This is a genomic window from Altererythrobacter chaiwopuensis, from assembly GCF_054957735.1.
In genome coordinates, this window is sequence record NZ_JBTXJF010000001.1 from 284,040 (window position 1) to 297,459 (window position 13,420).

A 13,420-nucleotide genomic window follows, 5' to 3' on the forward strand; every position below is an offset into this window, starting at 1 on the left:
CGCCGACTATCCCCAAGCGTGATGGCAAAAACGCAAAATCAGCGCTTCCCCAGTTCATCCTCGATCTGATCGAGCCGCTCCTTACCGAAGAACAACTCGCCATCCACGAAGATGGTTGGAATGCCGAACGCTCCGCGCTCAACGGTCTTTTGAGTGTTTTCGATGAGCCCTTGCTTCACCTCGTCACTCTGCGCACGGCTGGCCAGGTCGCGCGCATCAAAGCCTGCAGCGCTGACTGCCGCAGCCACTGCTTCGGCATCGGTCACATCCAGGTCCTGCTCCCAGATCGGGGGCAACATGGCCTCGGCAAACTGGACCCCGCGCCCGTCCTGGTCGGCGGCATAAAGCATGCGCTGGAGCAGAATCGAATTAAACGGGAATTTCGAGTTCATCCGGTACTTGTCGAGATTGTGCCGGGCAATGAAGCGCTGCATTTCCAGCATCGCATATTCGTTCTTTCCTTTCACTTCTGCATCCCGGATCATCGGTGGCGCGTTGCCCGTAATCCTGTGCATCCCGCCCAGGAAAACCGGTATCACGTCAAATTCAGCCCCCGTTCGCCGCACCAGATCGCGCAGCGGCCACCAGACCAGATAGGCGTTTGGGCTGACGAAATCGAAAACCAGCTCGACACGTTTTGTCATTCAATCATCTCCCCGATTCAGCGCCACTGTTTCGCATGTTACGGGTGAACGCAGCAAGCCCGCCGGGCTGCGCGCATTATGGTTAATTTCGCGTGAAGCACGCTTGCTTCGTAATTCTTAGCGTCAGAACGCGCATATCGCCCAAGTTTGGTGGCTCACTGGAAAGGTGATGCATGCGAAAAATGCTGAGCAAGCTGTTTTCTAGGCTTCGCCGCAACATACGCGGCAATGTGCTGATCGTTACCGCGATCGGGGCCGCTTCTACTGTAGGTGCCGCCGGGCTGGGCGTGGATACCATCCAATGGTTCCTGGCCAAGCGGCAGCTGCAACAGGCGGCGGATTCGGGTGCGTTGGCGGGCGCGATGAGCCTTTACAGAGGCGCTTCGATCAACGCATCTGTAAGCAATTCGATCGATCGCAACTTTGTAGACACAGTCAATGAAGAACGCATCGCCAACCCACCGGCGGTCGGTGCCTATGCAGGCGATAACGGCGCGGTCGAAGTGTTGATCAGCGTCAACCGCAAGCTCCCATTCTCCAGCATCTTCCTGTCATCGACTCCGGTCATCCGTACCCGCGCAGTTGCCACGGCGGTGGCCGTCGGTGAGCCCTGCGTGATCGCCACGGCAACGGAGGGCATCGGTGTTGACGTATTCGGTACCGCAGACGTCGATCTTGATTGCCCGGTTGCGGCAAATTCGCCTGACGGCGTTTCGATCGACGTTGGTGGCTCTTCATTCCTCGACACGAACCTGATCATGAGCGTGGGCGGAATTGATTACGCATCAAGCAACATACCCAGCGATACCGCTGTTGTTTCCTATGGTTTGCCGGTGGAAGATCCACTGGCCAGCAAGGGGTTAACGCCGCCAAGTTCGCCCTCAGGCTGCACCGCCAACAATTTCAATGTCTCTCCAAGTCAGTCGGTTGTCATGGTGCCGGGCCGTTATTGCAACGGTATGGATATCAAAGGCACTGTCACCATGTCGCCAGGCATCTACATCATGGATCGGGGTTCGTTCAAAGTGAACTCGTCAGCCAGGGTTATTGGTGAAGGCGTCACGATCGTGCTGACTGGCAGCAGCCCCAGCAATGTCGCAACGCTGGCCATCAACGGTTCGGCCGAGCTCGATCTGCGCGCTCCAACTGCAGCAGAGGCTGCCATCTCCCCGTTCAGTGATCCCAAATGGGCCGGAATCCTGTTCTTCCAGGATCCGCTGGGCGATGAACCTGCTCACACCATCAATGGCGGTGCAGACATCAATCTCAATGGCATCATCTACATGCCCACGGGCGATCTCACCTATAATGGTGATGCCACCCAGGCAGCGCAGTGCCTGCTTTTGATCTCCGAACGCGTACGCTTCGGCGGCACCAATTCGATCAAGAACAACTGCAATGACGATATCGATGCCAATCTTGGCACCGCCAGAGTCATCCGGGTGGTGGAATAAGCCATGATCGATCATCTCAATCGTCACGCTCGCCAGCTAAGGGCCGACAACAGGGGGTTCGGTGCCATGGAACTGGCGCTGTCATTGCCCTTCGTGCTGTTCCTGTCGCTGGGCATGATCGACGCCTTTGGCCTAGTTGCAGCCAAGATCGATTATGAACGGGCGGCGCAGCGCACCACCGACTTTGCGCAGGCCAAGCGCCCTAACACGGCGGATGGAACCTACCTCAAGACCGTGGCCAAATCCGCCGCCGGTATCACTGACAGCGATGTTACGATCGAGATATTCCTGGAATGCGATGGCACCAGGCAAACCGACTTCACAGGAAACTGTGTCGCCGGGGAACAAACTGCACGCTATGTCAGCGTGCTGATCTCCAAGGCAAAGCAGACCCGGTTCGATTGGGCCGCATTGAGCAGTGTATTCGGTTTTACGGGCTTTCCCAGAAGCATAACCGTGACGGGCGACAGCATGGTGAGGATCCAATGATGTTATGGCACACACTCCGGCGCGACATAAGCGCATCAACCACGGTCGATTTCGCTTTCGCCCTGCCCGTTTTGTTGACGATCATGCTCGGCACCTTGCAGCTCGGCCAGTATTTCCAGGTTTCAGGCACACTGCGCCATGCTTTGGGCGAAGGGGTTCGCTACGCCAAGGTTTACCCCTCGGCCACGCAAGGCGAGGTGCTTGCCGAAATCAGGGATGAGTTGCCCGCTGTTGACCAGAGCAAGATCAAGGCACTTGTGTTTGTGCGCGGCACCAGCAGTGACGGAATCGGATGGGGAGCCGCCAGGATCCAGTACAGCCTTGAACCGATGATCCCGCTGATACCTGTGCCCCCGATCACGATTACCGAGACCAGCATTTCCTATCTTCCCGCCGGCGCCTGAGCCTGCGCCCGGTCAGGCGCACCGGTCCCTGTCAGAATCCCGCAGTGTTTAGCGCTTGGTCAAGATCCTCGATCAGGTCCTCAGGGTCTTCAAGCCCCACGTTGATCCGCAGCAAGCCCTGGGTCACGCCCATTTCATCGCGTGCCTCTTCGCCCATATTGGCATGCGTGGTCGAGGCCGGATGACACATCAGGCTGCGCGAATCCCCAATATTATTCGATATATCAATCAGTTGTAGCGCGTCCAGAATGGCGAATGCACGTTCGCGGCTTTGTACATCGAAGGCGAAAATCGGGCCGACTGCATCCATCTGGCGCATAGCCAGTTCGTGGCGCGGGTGGCTTGGGAGACCCGGATGCAGCATGCGCCCCCCGCCTTCAAGCAGGCGCGGTTCGAGGAACTGCCCCAGCCGAAGCGCGCTCTGACTTTGCCGGTGCGCGCGCAGGTCGAGCGTTTCCAGGCCCTTCAGCACCACCCAGGCATTGAAGGGCGATAGATTGGGCCCGGTGTTGCGCTGGAATGGCAACAGCACTTCGTTGATCCATTCCTCGCTGCCGCACACGGCGCCCGCCAGCACCCTGCCCTGCCCGTCCATCAGCTTGGTTGCGCTATAGGCCACCACATCGGCTCCGAATTCAATCGGTCGCTGCAGCGCGCTGGTGGCAAAGGCATTGTCGACCACCGTGGTGATGCCATGGGCCCTGGCCACATCGCACACGAATTTCAGATCGACGATGTCGAGCGTCGGATTGGCCGGGGTCTCAAAGAAGAACACCTTGGTGTTGGGCCGGATGGCAGCTTCCCATTCTGCGTCCTCGGCGCTGTCGATCACCGATGTCTCGATCCCGAAGCGCGGCAGCAAATGATCGACCAGCCAGCGGCACGAACCGAAGGCGGCGCGTGCGGCAACCACGTGATCCCCCGCGGAAAGCTGGCACAGCAGCGCTGCGGTCATCGCCGCCATGCCGCTCGCCTGCGCGCGGCAGGCCTCGGCCCCTTCGAGCAGCGCGATCCGCTCTTCCAGCATTGCCACAGTGGGGTTCTGCAGGCGCGAATAGGTCATACCCTGCGCCTCGCCGGCAAAACGGTCAGCCACCGTCTGCGCATCGTCGTAAGTATAGCCTGACGTAAGGAACAGCGCCTCGCTCGTCTCGCCATGCTCGCTGCGCCAGGTGCCGCCGCGCACCGCTTGGGTGGCGGGGCGCCAGTGGCGCGTGACAGAGCGGTCCATTCCGGTGGTTTTCTTCATATTGCGGGCGGCTTTAAGCCGGTGCGGCAAGTGCGGCAAGCGGCTTCGGCACCTCTTGCGAGTGCAGGTGCCGCCGGTTATGCCTAGCTGCGATGAGTCAGGCCCCCGTCCACCCGCGTGACCCGCTTGGCCCGACAATTGCCATTGCCGTACTGTTTGCCTCGCTCAGCGCCATACGGCTGACCACGCTCGCCGCGCCCTATTTCGATGAGGTGCATTACCTGCCGGCCGCACGCGAAATGCTGGCAGGCGGCGAGTATATCAACCGCGAGCATCCGCTGCTGGGCAAGACGATCTTCGCCGCCGGGATTGCGCTGTTCGGCGACGCGCCGCTGGGCTGGCGGATTTTCCCACTTCTGGCGGGCACGCTGGCACTGATCGCCGCCATGCGCGCGATGTGGCACGCCAGCCTGTCGCACTTCGCCGCGCTGGCATTCGGCGCGCTGCTGGCGAGCGGCTTCATGCTGACGGTGCAATCGCGCATTGCCATGCTCGACATCTTCATGGCCTGCTTCCTCGCGCTCGCCACCTGGCAGTTCAGCGCGGCAATCCGCAAGCCCGAACAGGGCCGCTGGCGATTGGCCGCAACCGGTGTATTCTTGGGCGCAGCCATGGCTGCCAAGTGGAACGCGGTCCCGCTGGCCATGCTGCCGGGCATCGCCTTCCTCCTTGCGCGGCTGTCGGCCGGGCGGCAGCGGCTGTTTGCCAGCCAGCGCGGCATCCCGGTGCCGGGCATCTCGCTGATCGAAGCCGCTTTGTGGCTCGGTGTGGTTCCATTGGCGGTCTATGGGCTGAGCTTCTGGCCCGCTCTGTTGCTCCAGCCGAATCCGCTAACCAGCGGCGGGATCATCACCTTGCACCAGGAAATGCTGGCGTTGCAGACGCAGATACTGAAGCCGCATAACTACCAGTCGACATGGCCCGACTGGGTGCTCAATGCCCGCGCGATCTGGTATTATTACGATGCGCAGGAGGGGGTTCAGCGCGGTGTTCTGCTGATCGGCAACCCTCTTACCATTCTGCTCGGGATTCCCGCGCTTTTCTGGTGCCTTGTCAGCGGCATTTCACAAAGGAACTGGGCCAGGCTGGGAATGGTTGCGGGCTATTTTGCCAGCCTTGGGTTGTGGTTGTTCGCAGCCAAATCGGTGCAGTTCTTCTACCACTATTTCGTCCCGCACTTCTTCCTCATGGGTGCGCTGGCGCTGGCGCTCGATGCGATGCGGAATGCCGGGCACCCGCGCCTGGCATGGTTGGTGCTGGGCGCAAGCTGTGCGATTTTCGCGTGGTTCTATCCGATCCTGACTGCTGCCGCGCTCGATGGCCCCCAGAGCTTCCTTGACTATGCCTGGATCGAGGGTTGGCGGTAGCCCGCACTCAATACCGCCCCCACACGAAGCGGCTGGAGAGGGCATAATTCCATACCGAACCGACCAGTATCCCGGCCAGCGCGGCAAGGAACCAGACCAGACCCTGCATCTCCAGAAGGGTCGCCACGGCAACATTGGCAAAGGCGCCCACCGCACAGGTGAGGCAGAAGCCGATCCAGCCCTTGAGCAGCGCGCCTGCGCCCTTCAGCCGCTGGTCGCGATAGGTCAGCCAGTTGTTGAGGAAAAAATTGAAGCTCATCGCGCTGAGCACGGCAGCGATCTGCCCCACGGCAAAAGCCTCGCCGAAGATGAACAGCACCATGCTCAGCACGGCCATATGCACCAGCACACCTGCCGCGCCGACCGTTCCGAACAGGGCGAAACGCGTGGGGATCAACCGGCCGAATGTCTTGTCATAGATCCCGGCGAGGAAATCGAACGCGATCGCGCGGTCGAGCTTGCTCTCGCCCGCGCGCCTCGCAGCGAAATCGAGCGGAAATTCCTTGATTTCCAGCCGCCGGTCGGCACTCGCCAACAGGTCGAGCAGGATCTTGAACCCGAAGCCCGAAAGGCGCGGGGCAAGCGAGCGGGCAAGCGCGGTCGGTAGCATGAAATAACCGCTCATCGGATCGGAAAGCTCGACCCGGGTGAGCCTGCGCGCCAGCAGATTTGCAAAGCCGGAAAGCTTTTCGCGCTCCGGATTGTCCCAGTTGGCGGTGCTCGCACCCTCGGCGAAGCGCGAGGCCACAGCAATATCGGCCTCCCCCGCGCGCAAGGCAGCCAGCATCTTCGGCAGCAGCGCCGGATCATGCTGGTGATCGGCATCCATCACCGCCACGAACGGGGCGGCGGTGGCGCAGAAACCCTCGATCGCCGCGCTCGCAAGGCCCCTCCGCCCGATCCGCTGGATCACCCGCACCCGGCGATCCTCCAACGCCAGGGCGCGCGCCTCATCTGCCGTGCCATCGGCCGAATTGTCATCGACCACCAGCACTTCCCAGCCGGTATTCCCCAGGGCTGCCGAAATTCGATCGACCAGCGGGGCAAGATTGCCGCGCTCGTTGAGCGTCGGCAGGATTATCGCGAGTTCGAGTTCACCCGCGCCGGTCACGTCACAGCCGCTCGCACACCGCCTGGCCGATCGCCTCGCAGCCGTATGTGCCGCCAAGGTCGCCGCCAAGGATTCCGTCCCTGAGCGTGGCCGCCACCGCCGCCTCGATCCGCGCCGCCTCCGCCTCGCGGCCAAAGCTGTGGCGCAGCATCATCGCGGCGGAAAGGATCGTCGCCATCGGATTGGCCTTGCCCTGCCCCGCGATATCGGGGGCGCTGCCATGGATTGGCTCGTAAAGGCCGAATGTGCCGAATTCGGTCTGCCGCTCGCCCAGCGATGCGCTGGCGAGGAGGCCGATCGAGCCGACACACATGCTCGCCTGGTCGGAAAGGATGTCGCCGAACATGTTGCCGGTCACTACTACGTCAAACGCGCCCGGTGCCCGAACCAGCTGCATCGCGGCATTGTCGACATACATGTGCTCGAGCGCGACATCGGGATATTCGGCCGACACCTCGATCACCACGTCGCGCCACAGCTGGAAAGTTTCGAGCACATTGGCCTTGTCGACGCTGCAAAGACGACCCTTGCGCCCTTGCGCCGCACGGAACGCGACATGCGCGATGCGGCGCACCTCATCTTCGGCATAACTCATCATGTCCCAGCCTTGGCGGCGGCCGTCATCGAGTGTGCGGATGCCCTTTTCGCCAAAATATACATCACCATTGAGCTCGCGCACGATCAAGAGGTCAATCTCGCGGGCGATTTCAGGCCGCAGCGCGCTCATGTGCTCAAGGCCAGGAAAGGTGGTGGCGGGCCGCAGGTTGGCGAACAGGCCCAGCGCAGCGCGCAAGCCCAGGATCGCCTGTTCGGGCCGCAAATGGCGTTCGAGGTGATCGCAGGAGAAATCGCCCACCGCGCCGAACAGGATCGCATCGCTCGCGCGCGCGGTTTCAAGCGTTGCCTCGGGCAGCGGATGGCCATGCTTATAATAAGCCATACCGCCAACATCGCCATAAGCCAGCTCCATGCCCGGCAGGTCGAGGGCCTGCAGCACCCGCACCGCCTGCGTGGTCACTTCGGGGCCGATACCGTCGCCGGCGAAAACTGCGATCTTCATTTCCAAACCTTCATGTCTGCATGCGAGCAAGCCGTTCCCGCAACAAATGCCGCGCTGCCATAACATCGCCGCGACGGTCAGCAAGCAGGTAGCGGGCAAGAGGTCCTTCCAGCCGGTCAAAATCATCTAACAGGCCTGCCAGTTCGGTTCCTGTATCCGGGCGGACGCCGCCATAGCCAAGCTCGCGCAGCAGCAGCGCTTCATAGGCGATCATCGCGGGCAACCAGCCACGCGCCGATGGCGCCTGGCACACGGCAGACAGCAGCGCGTCAAGCGCACTGAACAGCGCGGGATAGGGATTGCGCTCAGGCAGCGCCGTTGCGGTGAGCGCGCAGGCCCACGATATGGCCGCAGCTGGCAACGGCTCGCTTAGCCAGGGTCCGCAGCTTTGCGTCAATTCGATCTTCGCAAAGGGCAACTGGCTTTCGGACTTCGCGCGAAGTTCGGCCTCCACCCGGTTGCCTGGAATCATCACAGGGCGCAGTTGCCGCCCGCGCCCGCCTGCGACATAGGCGGCCACGAGTCCGAATTTCTCCGTCAGCAGGCGAACGACGCTGGCGGTTTCACCGTGGTATCGAGAAGCAATAAGAATGGCGGGCGCGCGCAGGTTCATTGCGCGGCAGGTTTACTTGGCCGCGAGCCTGGCTTCCAGCGCTTCCAGCCGCGCCTTGAGCGCCTCGTTTTCTTCGCGCGCCTTCTGCGCCATCAGCTTGACGGTTTCGAATTCTTCGCGGGAAACGAAATCCATCCCGCCCATCGCCTCTTTCAAACGTTCGCGCGCGCTGTCGCGCGCCTCGCGCGTCATTCCCGCAAAAGTGCCTGCGGCACTGTTCGCAAGTTTCACGAAATCGGCGATCATCGGGTTCTGACTTTGCATGCTGGCTAAATGGCCCCGGCTTGGTTCGAAGGCAAGCGCTTCCTGAGATCAGCCCTCGTTCAGCTGGATACGCTGGGTCGCCGGGGTAGAAACATTCTGTTGCCCTTCAGGATTGAGCCGGTGGAACTCGTAATTGAGCAAACCGGCAAACATCGTCCATGCAAAATAAGGCAATAACAGCAGTGCGGCGAGACGCCGCACACGCCAGAACGCCCAGATAACGCCCAGCAAGGTCACATTGACCAGGCCCAACACTACCAGCCCGCCGACAATGTCCTGGTTGCCGAAAAACACTGGCGTCCAGGCGAGGTTGCAGACGAAATGCACTGCGAACAGGCCGATCGCAACACCGCGGCCACGCGCCCCCCAAGAGCTGGATACCAGCGCTAGAGCTATCCCGATCAAGATATACAGCAGCGTCCAGACGATGCCGAACGCGGCTGGCGGCGGGTAAATCGCCGGTTTGTACAAGCTCTGGAACCAGATTGTGTCAGGGCTGCCGAATTGACCGGCGACAAATCCCAGCAGCACGATCAGCGGCACTGTGAACAGTGCCCAGCGGATAAAGCTGGCGCGTAACTGGCTGCGTGACGCGATGACGTTCATTGATACCCCCGAGGCCCCAGAAGGAGCGAATCATTCCAGCTCGTGATGCAGTACGAGATACACCTTACGCAATTGCACGCCAAACCTTGTCCCATAGCGGGATTGGCAAACATATCAGGCGCACTATGGGACGAAATTTCTGCGTCCGTATTTGTAACTTAATCTGCAATCCGCGCGAAACATGCTTTGAGTGAATCCTGTTCGAGGAGGGGAAAAGGCCTGTCCGATTGCTTTTTGGCAATATCGACAATGCTGTTTTTTCTGATAATTAGCCTGGGATTCTCTTCCTCGCCGTCTTCCGGGGCGCGTTTCGGCGAGGTTGTGTTTAGCTTGAATGTGCCTCGCCCAGAGAGGGGATCAAATTATGAATAAGAAGAATCTTGCTTCCATGCTGGCAGTTGTCGGCGGACTTTCGGTCGCTACTGCCGCATGCTCGCAAGGTGCCGATGAAGCGGCGGAAACTGCAGCTGACGAGACTGCGGCATATGCAGAAGGCTGCTGTGCTGCTGCTGAAAGCTGCTGTGCGGCTGCTGAAGGCTGCTGTGCTGCTGCTGAAGGTTGCTGCGCTGCCGCTGAAGGCTGCCATGCTGAGGGCTGCTGCGCCGCCGCAGATTGCTCGGCTGCCTGATAGCTTCGGCATTCTTTACAAGTCCGGCCGACGGCACCTGTTGTCGTCGGCCGATTTGTTTTCTAGAGTAATTTGGCATGACGCCAGCTGCCGCCGCCGCCACCGTTATTGAAACGATCACGCAGATGGCGCAGGAACAGCGCCCGTTGATGCTGCGGGTTTTGCCCGAGGGCAAAGGCAAGTTCTGGAAACACTATCCAGACAAGGATGCGCGCGATGCGCAAACCAAATCACGCTGGTATTACCATGTCCATGCGCCCGGTAGCCGCGATGAAGATGAGCATGGCCATTTCCACCTTTTTCTCCACCGGACCCAGTTGAAAGACGGGCTTGAGCCGATTGCCCTGCCGCCCCAGGGTGAAGACGCGAAAGCGCATGTCACGCATCTGATTGGATTATCGATCGATTATCAGGGCATCCCGCGCAGTTGGTTCGCTACCAATCGCTTCGTCACCAACGAGTTTCTCTACCCCGCCGAGGTGATGATCGAGCATCTTCCGCTCTACAATGTCGATCAAACGAAACAGGATAGCCTGGTCAATCGCTTCGTCACCGCGATGGTGGCGCTTTACCGCGATGAAATTGCGGATCTCCTGCGCCAGCGCGATGAGCGCCAGGCCGAACTGGTCGCAGAGTATGGCGCAGATGCTTACGAGAAAGCGTCGGGCGTCGAGGTGCTCGCTTCGCTGCCTATCGATCTGGATGCAAAGATCGAAACGATCGATCTGGCCTAACTGCGCTGTGCGCTGACCAGAAATTCGACATTGCCTTGCGGGCCGGTGATCGGGCTTTCGACAATCCCGTCAACGATCCAGCCTGCACCTTCAAGCCAATCGCGCACTTCATTGCATACGCGCTCGTGCAGCGCAGGATCGCGCACCACCCCGCCCTTACCCACTTCCTCGCGCCCGACCTCGAATTGCGGTTTGATCAGCGCGACAAGGCGGCACTCGGGCGCGGCGAGCTCAAGCGGCCGCTCGAGCACTTTCGCAAGGCTGATGAAGCTCGCATCACACACCACCCAGTTGCAGGGCCGGTCAATCAGTTCGGGGGTAAGGATTCGTGCGCTGGTCTGCTCAAGCACGGTCACGCGCGGGTCCTGCCGCAGCTTCCAGGCCAGCTGGTTGGTGCCGCTGTCGACCGCGAAGACATGTTCGGCCCCGGCTTGTAGCAGCACATCGGTGAAGCCGCCGGTGGAACTGCCGATATCCATCGCCACCGCGCCCGCCGGATCAAGACCGAAATGTTCAATAGCGTGTGCCAGCTTGATCCCGCCACGGCTAACCCAGGGATGGTCGCGCCCGCGCACTTCGAGTGGAGCGTCATCCACCAATTGCTGCCCCGGCTTGGCGATCTTTGCCTCGCCGCTGAACACCAGCCCCGCCATGACCAGCGCCTGCGCCCGCGCGCGGCTCTCTGCCAGCCCGCGCTCGACAAGCATCTGATCGATCCGGCGTTTCTTGTTCATTGGGTGCTCTTGGTCATGGACGCGCCCTTGTTCATGGACCTTCAAGCCGTTAGCGCGCATTAAGGCGACATGAAACCAATCTATTTCCAGTTCCTCATTGGGCTAGCGGCAACCTTTGGCGTGGGAACAAGTGCCGCCTGCGCGCAGCAGAACACGGCAGATCAGGCGACATCTACCGGATTGGCCGCTCCAGTGCCAATTCTGCCTGCCGATTACGACGCCAGCTGGCTCGACGCACCGCAAACGCTCGGCGATTGGTCGTATCGCAGAGAAGCGGCAAGGAGCATGGCAGGTTTCGGCCCGCCCGGGACGGAAAACCTGCTGGTGCTGATCTGCGAACGCGGAACGAACCAGATAACACTGTTGGTAGCAGGAGAAGTGGCGAGCCCCGTGCTGATGACCGTGCGAACAGAAACGCAGCAGCGCATCCTTACGGCGAGCCAATCCAAGATGGAAGTGCCCTTTCTTGCCGCAACCTTTGCCGCCCATGATCGGCTGCTCGACGCCATGGCAATCACCAAGGGGCGCTTTGCAGTGGAAGTCGAGGGTTTTGAGCCGCTCTACATTCCCGCGTGGGCCGAAGTGACCCGCGTCATCGAGGATTGCAGGTAAGGAAAAGCCCGCGAACTTTCGCAGGCAACGGCGATCTATACTGACGTGGGAAAACTTTTTTTCAAGCCTTGTTTTAACGATTCTCTTGAATCACATTAGTGCCTGAGGCCAGCGGCAAAACGCGGTTCTCGGCCCCCGGTGAAACGATGCGGGTCTTGGCTCAAAAGCGCGAAAGGAGGTGATCCGATGTCTCATGGTTCAGCAGAGAGGTCGGCAAGTTTCCGCACGAGGCACTATCGGTAATTACCCCTACCGATAGAGGCTTTGTGAGCGGCACTTCCCGCCGCTGACCATGCGAAAGGCGATCCTCCGACGGGCAGGGTCGCCTTTCTCATTTGAAAAATGCGCAACAGACATTTAGGCGAATTGGAATGGAATTCCTGACAATCCCGCACCCCGCCCCTACTCCCGCTGCCAAGCGCGACGAAGCGCTCAAGAACCCCGGTTTCGGAACGCTGTTTTCCGACCACATGGTCACAATCGACTATGACGAGGCAAAAGGCGGCTGGCACAGCGCCAGCGTGGGGCCGCGCGAAGCGCTGACTCTCGATCCCTCGGCGGCGGTGCTGCACTACGCGCAGGAAATTTTCGAGGGGCTCAAGGCCTACAAGCAGATCGATGGCGGGGTTGCACTGTTCCGACCTGAAGCCAATGCGCGCCGGTTTAACGCATCGGCTGACCGGCTCGCCATGCCCCATCTGCCCGAAGAACTGTTCCTCGAATCGATCCGCCTGCTGGTCGCGGCTGACCGGGACTGGTTCCCAAGCGTCGAAGGCGGCTCGCTCTATCTGCGCCCCTTCATGATCGCAACTGAGGCTTTCCTTGGTGTCCGTCCGGCCAAGCAATACAAGTTCATCGTGATCGCGAGCCCGGCCGGCAGCTATTTCAAGGGCGGCGCCAAGGCGGTCAGCATCTGGATTTCGGATTACACCCGCGCGGCCCCCGGCGGCACCGGCGCGGCGAAATGCGGCGGCAATTACGCCGCGAGCCTCGTCCCTACAGGGCAAGCCTTCGCCATGGGGCATGACCAGGTGCTGTTCCTCGACGCGGTCGAGCGCAAATGGGTCGAGGAACTGGGCGGCATGAACCTGTTCTTCGTGTTTGACGACGGGCGCGTGGTAACACCGAAGCTGACCGGCACGATCCTGCCGGGCATCACCCGCGACAGCCTGATCACCCTGCTGCGCGAGGAAGGGCTTGAAGTCGAGGAAGGCATGTATTCGATCGACCAGTGGCGCGAGGATGCCGCATCGGGCAAGCTCGTCGAATGCATGGCCTGCGGCACCGCTGCGGTAGTAACCGCGGTTAGCACGGTTGCGGGGCCGGATGGCGAATTCACTATCGGCGCGGGCGGGATCGGCCAGACCACCGCACGAATCCGCGAGAAACTGGTCGGCATCCAGAAAGGCGCAGTTGCGGACACCCATGGCTGGGTGATGAAGCTGGATTGA

Annotated in this window: 16 protein-coding genes; 8 read left to right on the forward strand and 8 right to left on the reverse strand. The window is 60.7% G+C overall.

Annotated features, from left to right (window positions below; all coding sequences use genetic code 11):
- Nucleotides 1-38: 38 nt before the first annotated feature.
- Complete coding sequence (locus ACX3VQ_RS01350; RefSeq protein WP_462579154.1) at nt 39-644, reverse strand: DsbA family protein; 606 nt, start codon at nt 642-644, stop codon at nt 39-41.
- 173 nt (nt 645-817) lie between these two features.
- On the opposite strand from ACX3VQ_RS01350, the gene ACX3VQ_RS01355 reads away from it, so the two are divergent.
- Genes ACX3VQ_RS01355 through ACX3VQ_RS01365 form a run of 3 tightly spaced genes read left to right on the forward strand, consistent with a single transcriptional unit; the run spans nt 818 to nt 2,991 of the window.
- On the forward strand, nt 818-2,098 hold the full coding sequence (locus tag ACX3VQ_RS01355) for a pilus assembly protein TadG-related protein (RefSeq protein WP_462579155.1): 1,281 nt from the start codon (nt 818-820) through the stop codon (nt 2,096-2,098).
- A gap of 3 nt (nt 2,099-2,101) precedes the next feature.
- A complete protein-coding gene (locus ACX3VQ_RS01360; protein ID WP_462579156.1) occupies nt 2,102-2,587 on the forward strand; it encodes a TadE/TadG family type IV pilus assembly protein in 486 nt (161 codons plus the stop codon).
- Complete coding sequence (locus ACX3VQ_RS01365; RefSeq protein ID WP_462571949.1) at nt 2,584-2,991, forward strand: TadE/TadG family type IV pilus assembly protein; 408 nt, start codon at nt 2,584-2,586, stop codon at nt 2,989-2,991. The genes ACX3VQ_RS01360 and ACX3VQ_RS01365 overlap by 4 nt, the downstream gene beginning before the upstream one ends.
- Nucleotides 2,992-3,022: 31 nt before the next feature.
- Here the strand turns inward: ACX3VQ_RS01365 and ACX3VQ_RS01370 are convergent, their stop codons facing one another.
- Nucleotides 3,023-4,240, reverse strand: a complete 1,218-nt coding sequence (locus ACX3VQ_RS01370; RefSeq protein WP_462579157.1) for a trans-sulfuration enzyme family protein — start codon at nt 4,238-4,240, stop codon at nt 3,023-3,025.
- A gap of 92 nt (nt 4,241-4,332) precedes the next feature.
- On the opposite strand from ACX3VQ_RS01370, the gene ACX3VQ_RS01375 reads away from it, so the two are divergent.
- Complete coding sequence (locus ACX3VQ_RS01375) at nt 4,333-5,607, forward strand: phospholipid carrier-dependent glycosyltransferase (protein WP_462579158.1); 1,275 nt, start codon at nt 4,333-4,335, stop codon at nt 5,605-5,607.
- A gap of 7 nt (nt 5,608-5,614) precedes the next feature.
- On the opposite strand, the gene ACX3VQ_RS01380 is transcribed toward ACX3VQ_RS01375, so the two are convergent.
- The 5 genes from ACX3VQ_RS01380 to ACX3VQ_RS01400 are packed head-to-tail and all read right to left on the reverse strand — an operon-like array spanning nt 5,615 to nt 9,261.
- Entirely contained in the window at nt 5,615-6,718 is a 1,104-nt protein-coding gene (locus ACX3VQ_RS01380) for a glycosyltransferase (protein ID WP_462579160.1), read from the reverse strand.
- A 1-nt stretch (nt 6,719) separates the two neighbouring features.
- Nucleotides 6,720-7,778, reverse strand: a complete 1,059-nt coding sequence (gene leuB / locus ACX3VQ_RS01385; RefSeq protein WP_462579161.1) for a 3-isopropylmalate dehydrogenase — start codon at nt 7,776-7,778, stop codon at nt 6,720-6,722.
- Nucleotides 7,779-7,788: 10 nt separating this feature from the next.
- Nucleotides 7,789-8,391 carry a DNA repair protein RecO gene (recO, locus tag ACX3VQ_RS01390; protein ID WP_462579162.1) on the reverse strand — a complete coding sequence of 201 codons (603 nt, stop codon included), beginning with the start codon at nt 8,389-8,391 and terminating at the stop codon, nt 7,789-7,791.
- A gap of 12 nt (nt 8,392-8,403) precedes the next feature.
- Nucleotides 8,404-8,655, reverse strand: coding sequence for an accessory factor UbiK family protein (locus ACX3VQ_RS01395; protein ID WP_462571943.1), 252 nt, complete (start codon nt 8,653-8,655; stop codon nt 8,404-8,406).
- Between the two features lie 48 nt (nt 8,656-8,703).
- Nucleotides 8,704-9,261: a TspO/MBR family protein gene (locus tag ACX3VQ_RS01400; RefSeq protein ID WP_462571942.1), complete on the reverse strand. Its 558-nt coding sequence runs from the start codon at nt 9,259-9,261 to the stop codon at nt 8,704-8,706.
- Nucleotides 9,262-9,707: 446 nt separating this feature from the next.
- Here ACX3VQ_RS01400 and ACX3VQ_RS01405 point away from each other — a divergent pair, with 446 nt between their 5' ends.
- Together ACX3VQ_RS01405 and ACX3VQ_RS01410 are read left to right on the forward strand one after the other, a co-directional pair.
- Nucleotides 9,708-10,001 (forward strand): hypothetical protein, encoded by a 294-nt coding sequence (locus tag ACX3VQ_RS01405; protein ID WP_462579163.1) that lies wholly within the window; start codon nt 9,708-9,710, stop codon nt 9,999-10,001.
- The gene (locus tag ACX3VQ_RS01410) at nt 9,967-10,623 is read left to right on the forward strand and encodes a DUF6969 family protein (protein WP_462579164.1); all 657 of its coding nucleotides are present in this window, start codon (nt 9,967-9,969) and stop codon (nt 10,621-10,623) included. Before ACX3VQ_RS01405 ends, ACX3VQ_RS01410 begins: the two co-directional genes overlap by 35 nt.
- On the opposite strand, the gene ACX3VQ_RS01415 is transcribed toward ACX3VQ_RS01410, so the two are convergent.
- Nucleotides 10,620-11,357, reverse strand: coding sequence for a TlyA family RNA methyltransferase (locus ACX3VQ_RS01415; RefSeq protein WP_462579165.1), 738 nt, complete (start codon nt 11,355-11,357; stop codon nt 10,620-10,622). The two genes, ACX3VQ_RS01410 and ACX3VQ_RS01415, sit on opposite strands and share 4 nt — an antisense overlap.
- Before the next feature lie 69 nt (nt 11,358-11,426).
- Between ACX3VQ_RS01415 and ACX3VQ_RS01420 the strand changes: the two genes are divergently transcribed.
- Both ACX3VQ_RS01420 and ACX3VQ_RS01425 read left to right on the forward strand, forming a co-directional pair.
- Nucleotides 11,427-11,969: a hypothetical protein gene (locus ACX3VQ_RS01420; RefSeq protein WP_462579166.1), complete on the forward strand. Its 543-nt coding sequence runs from the start codon at nt 11,427-11,429 to the stop codon at nt 11,967-11,969.
- 371 nt (nt 11,970-12,340) lie between these two features.
- Nucleotides 12,341-13,420, forward strand: a complete 1,080-nt coding sequence (locus ACX3VQ_RS01425; RefSeq protein ID WP_462579167.1) for a branched-chain amino acid aminotransferase — start codon at nt 12,341-12,343, stop codon at nt 13,418-13,420.

Excerpts from the sequence above, each read along its gene's own strand:
- ACX3VQ_RS01350 (WP_462579154.1), bottom strand. The coding sequence starts at position 644 with ATGACAAAACGTGTCGAGCTGGTTTTCGATTTCGTCAGCCCAAACGCC.
- ACX3VQ_RS01355 (WP_462579155.1), top strand. The coding sequence starts at position 818 with ATGCGAAAAATGCTGAGCAAGCTGTTTTCTAGGCTTCGCCGCAACATA.
- ACX3VQ_RS01360 (WP_462579156.1), top strand. The coding sequence starts at position 2,102 with ATGATCGATCATCTCAATCGTCACGCTCGCCAGCTAAGGGCCGACAAC.
- ACX3VQ_RS01365 (WP_462571949.1), top strand. The coding sequence starts at position 2,584 with ATGATGTTATGGCACACACTCCGGCGCGACATAAGCGCATCAACCACG.
- ACX3VQ_RS01370 (WP_462579157.1), bottom strand. The coding sequence starts at position 4,240 with ATGAAGAAAACCACCGGAATGGACCGCTCTGTCACGCGCCACTGGCGC.
- ACX3VQ_RS01375 (WP_462579158.1), top strand. The coding sequence starts at position 4,333 with ATGAGTCAGGCCCCCGTCCACCCGCGTGACCCGCTTGGCCCGACAATT.
- leuB (WP_462579161.1), bottom strand. The coding sequence starts at position 7,778 with ATGAAGATCGCAGTTTTCGCCGGCGACGGTATCGGCCCCGAAGTGACC.
- recO (WP_462579162.1), bottom strand. The coding sequence starts at position 8,391 with ATGAACCTGCGCGCGCCCGCCATTCTTATTGCTTCTCGATACCACGGT.
- ACX3VQ_RS01395 (WP_462571943.1), bottom strand. The coding sequence starts at position 8,655 with ATGCAAAGTCAGAACCCGATGATCGCCGATTTCGTGAAACTTGCGAAC.
- ACX3VQ_RS01400 (WP_462571942.1), bottom strand. The coding sequence starts at position 9,261 with ATGAACGTCATCGCGTCACGCAGCCAGTTACGCGCCAGCTTTATCCGC.
- ACX3VQ_RS01405 (WP_462579163.1), top strand. The coding sequence starts at position 9,708 with ATGAAGCGGCGGAAACTGCAGCTGACGAGACTGCGGCATATGCAGAAG.
- ACX3VQ_RS01410 (WP_462579164.1), top strand. The coding sequence starts at position 9,967 with ATGACGCCAGCTGCCGCCGCCGCCACCGTTATTGAAACGATCACGCAG.
- ACX3VQ_RS01415 (WP_462579165.1), bottom strand. The coding sequence starts at position 11,357 with ATGAACAAGAAACGCCGGATCGATCAGATGCTTGTCGAGCGCGGGCTG.
- ACX3VQ_RS01420 (WP_462579166.1), top strand. The coding sequence starts at position 11,427 with ATGAAACCAATCTATTTCCAGTTCCTCATTGGGCTAGCGGCAACCTTT.
- ACX3VQ_RS01425 (WP_462579167.1), top strand. The coding sequence starts at position 12,341 with ATGGAATTCCTGACAATCCCGCACCCCGCCCCTACTCCCGCTGCCAAG.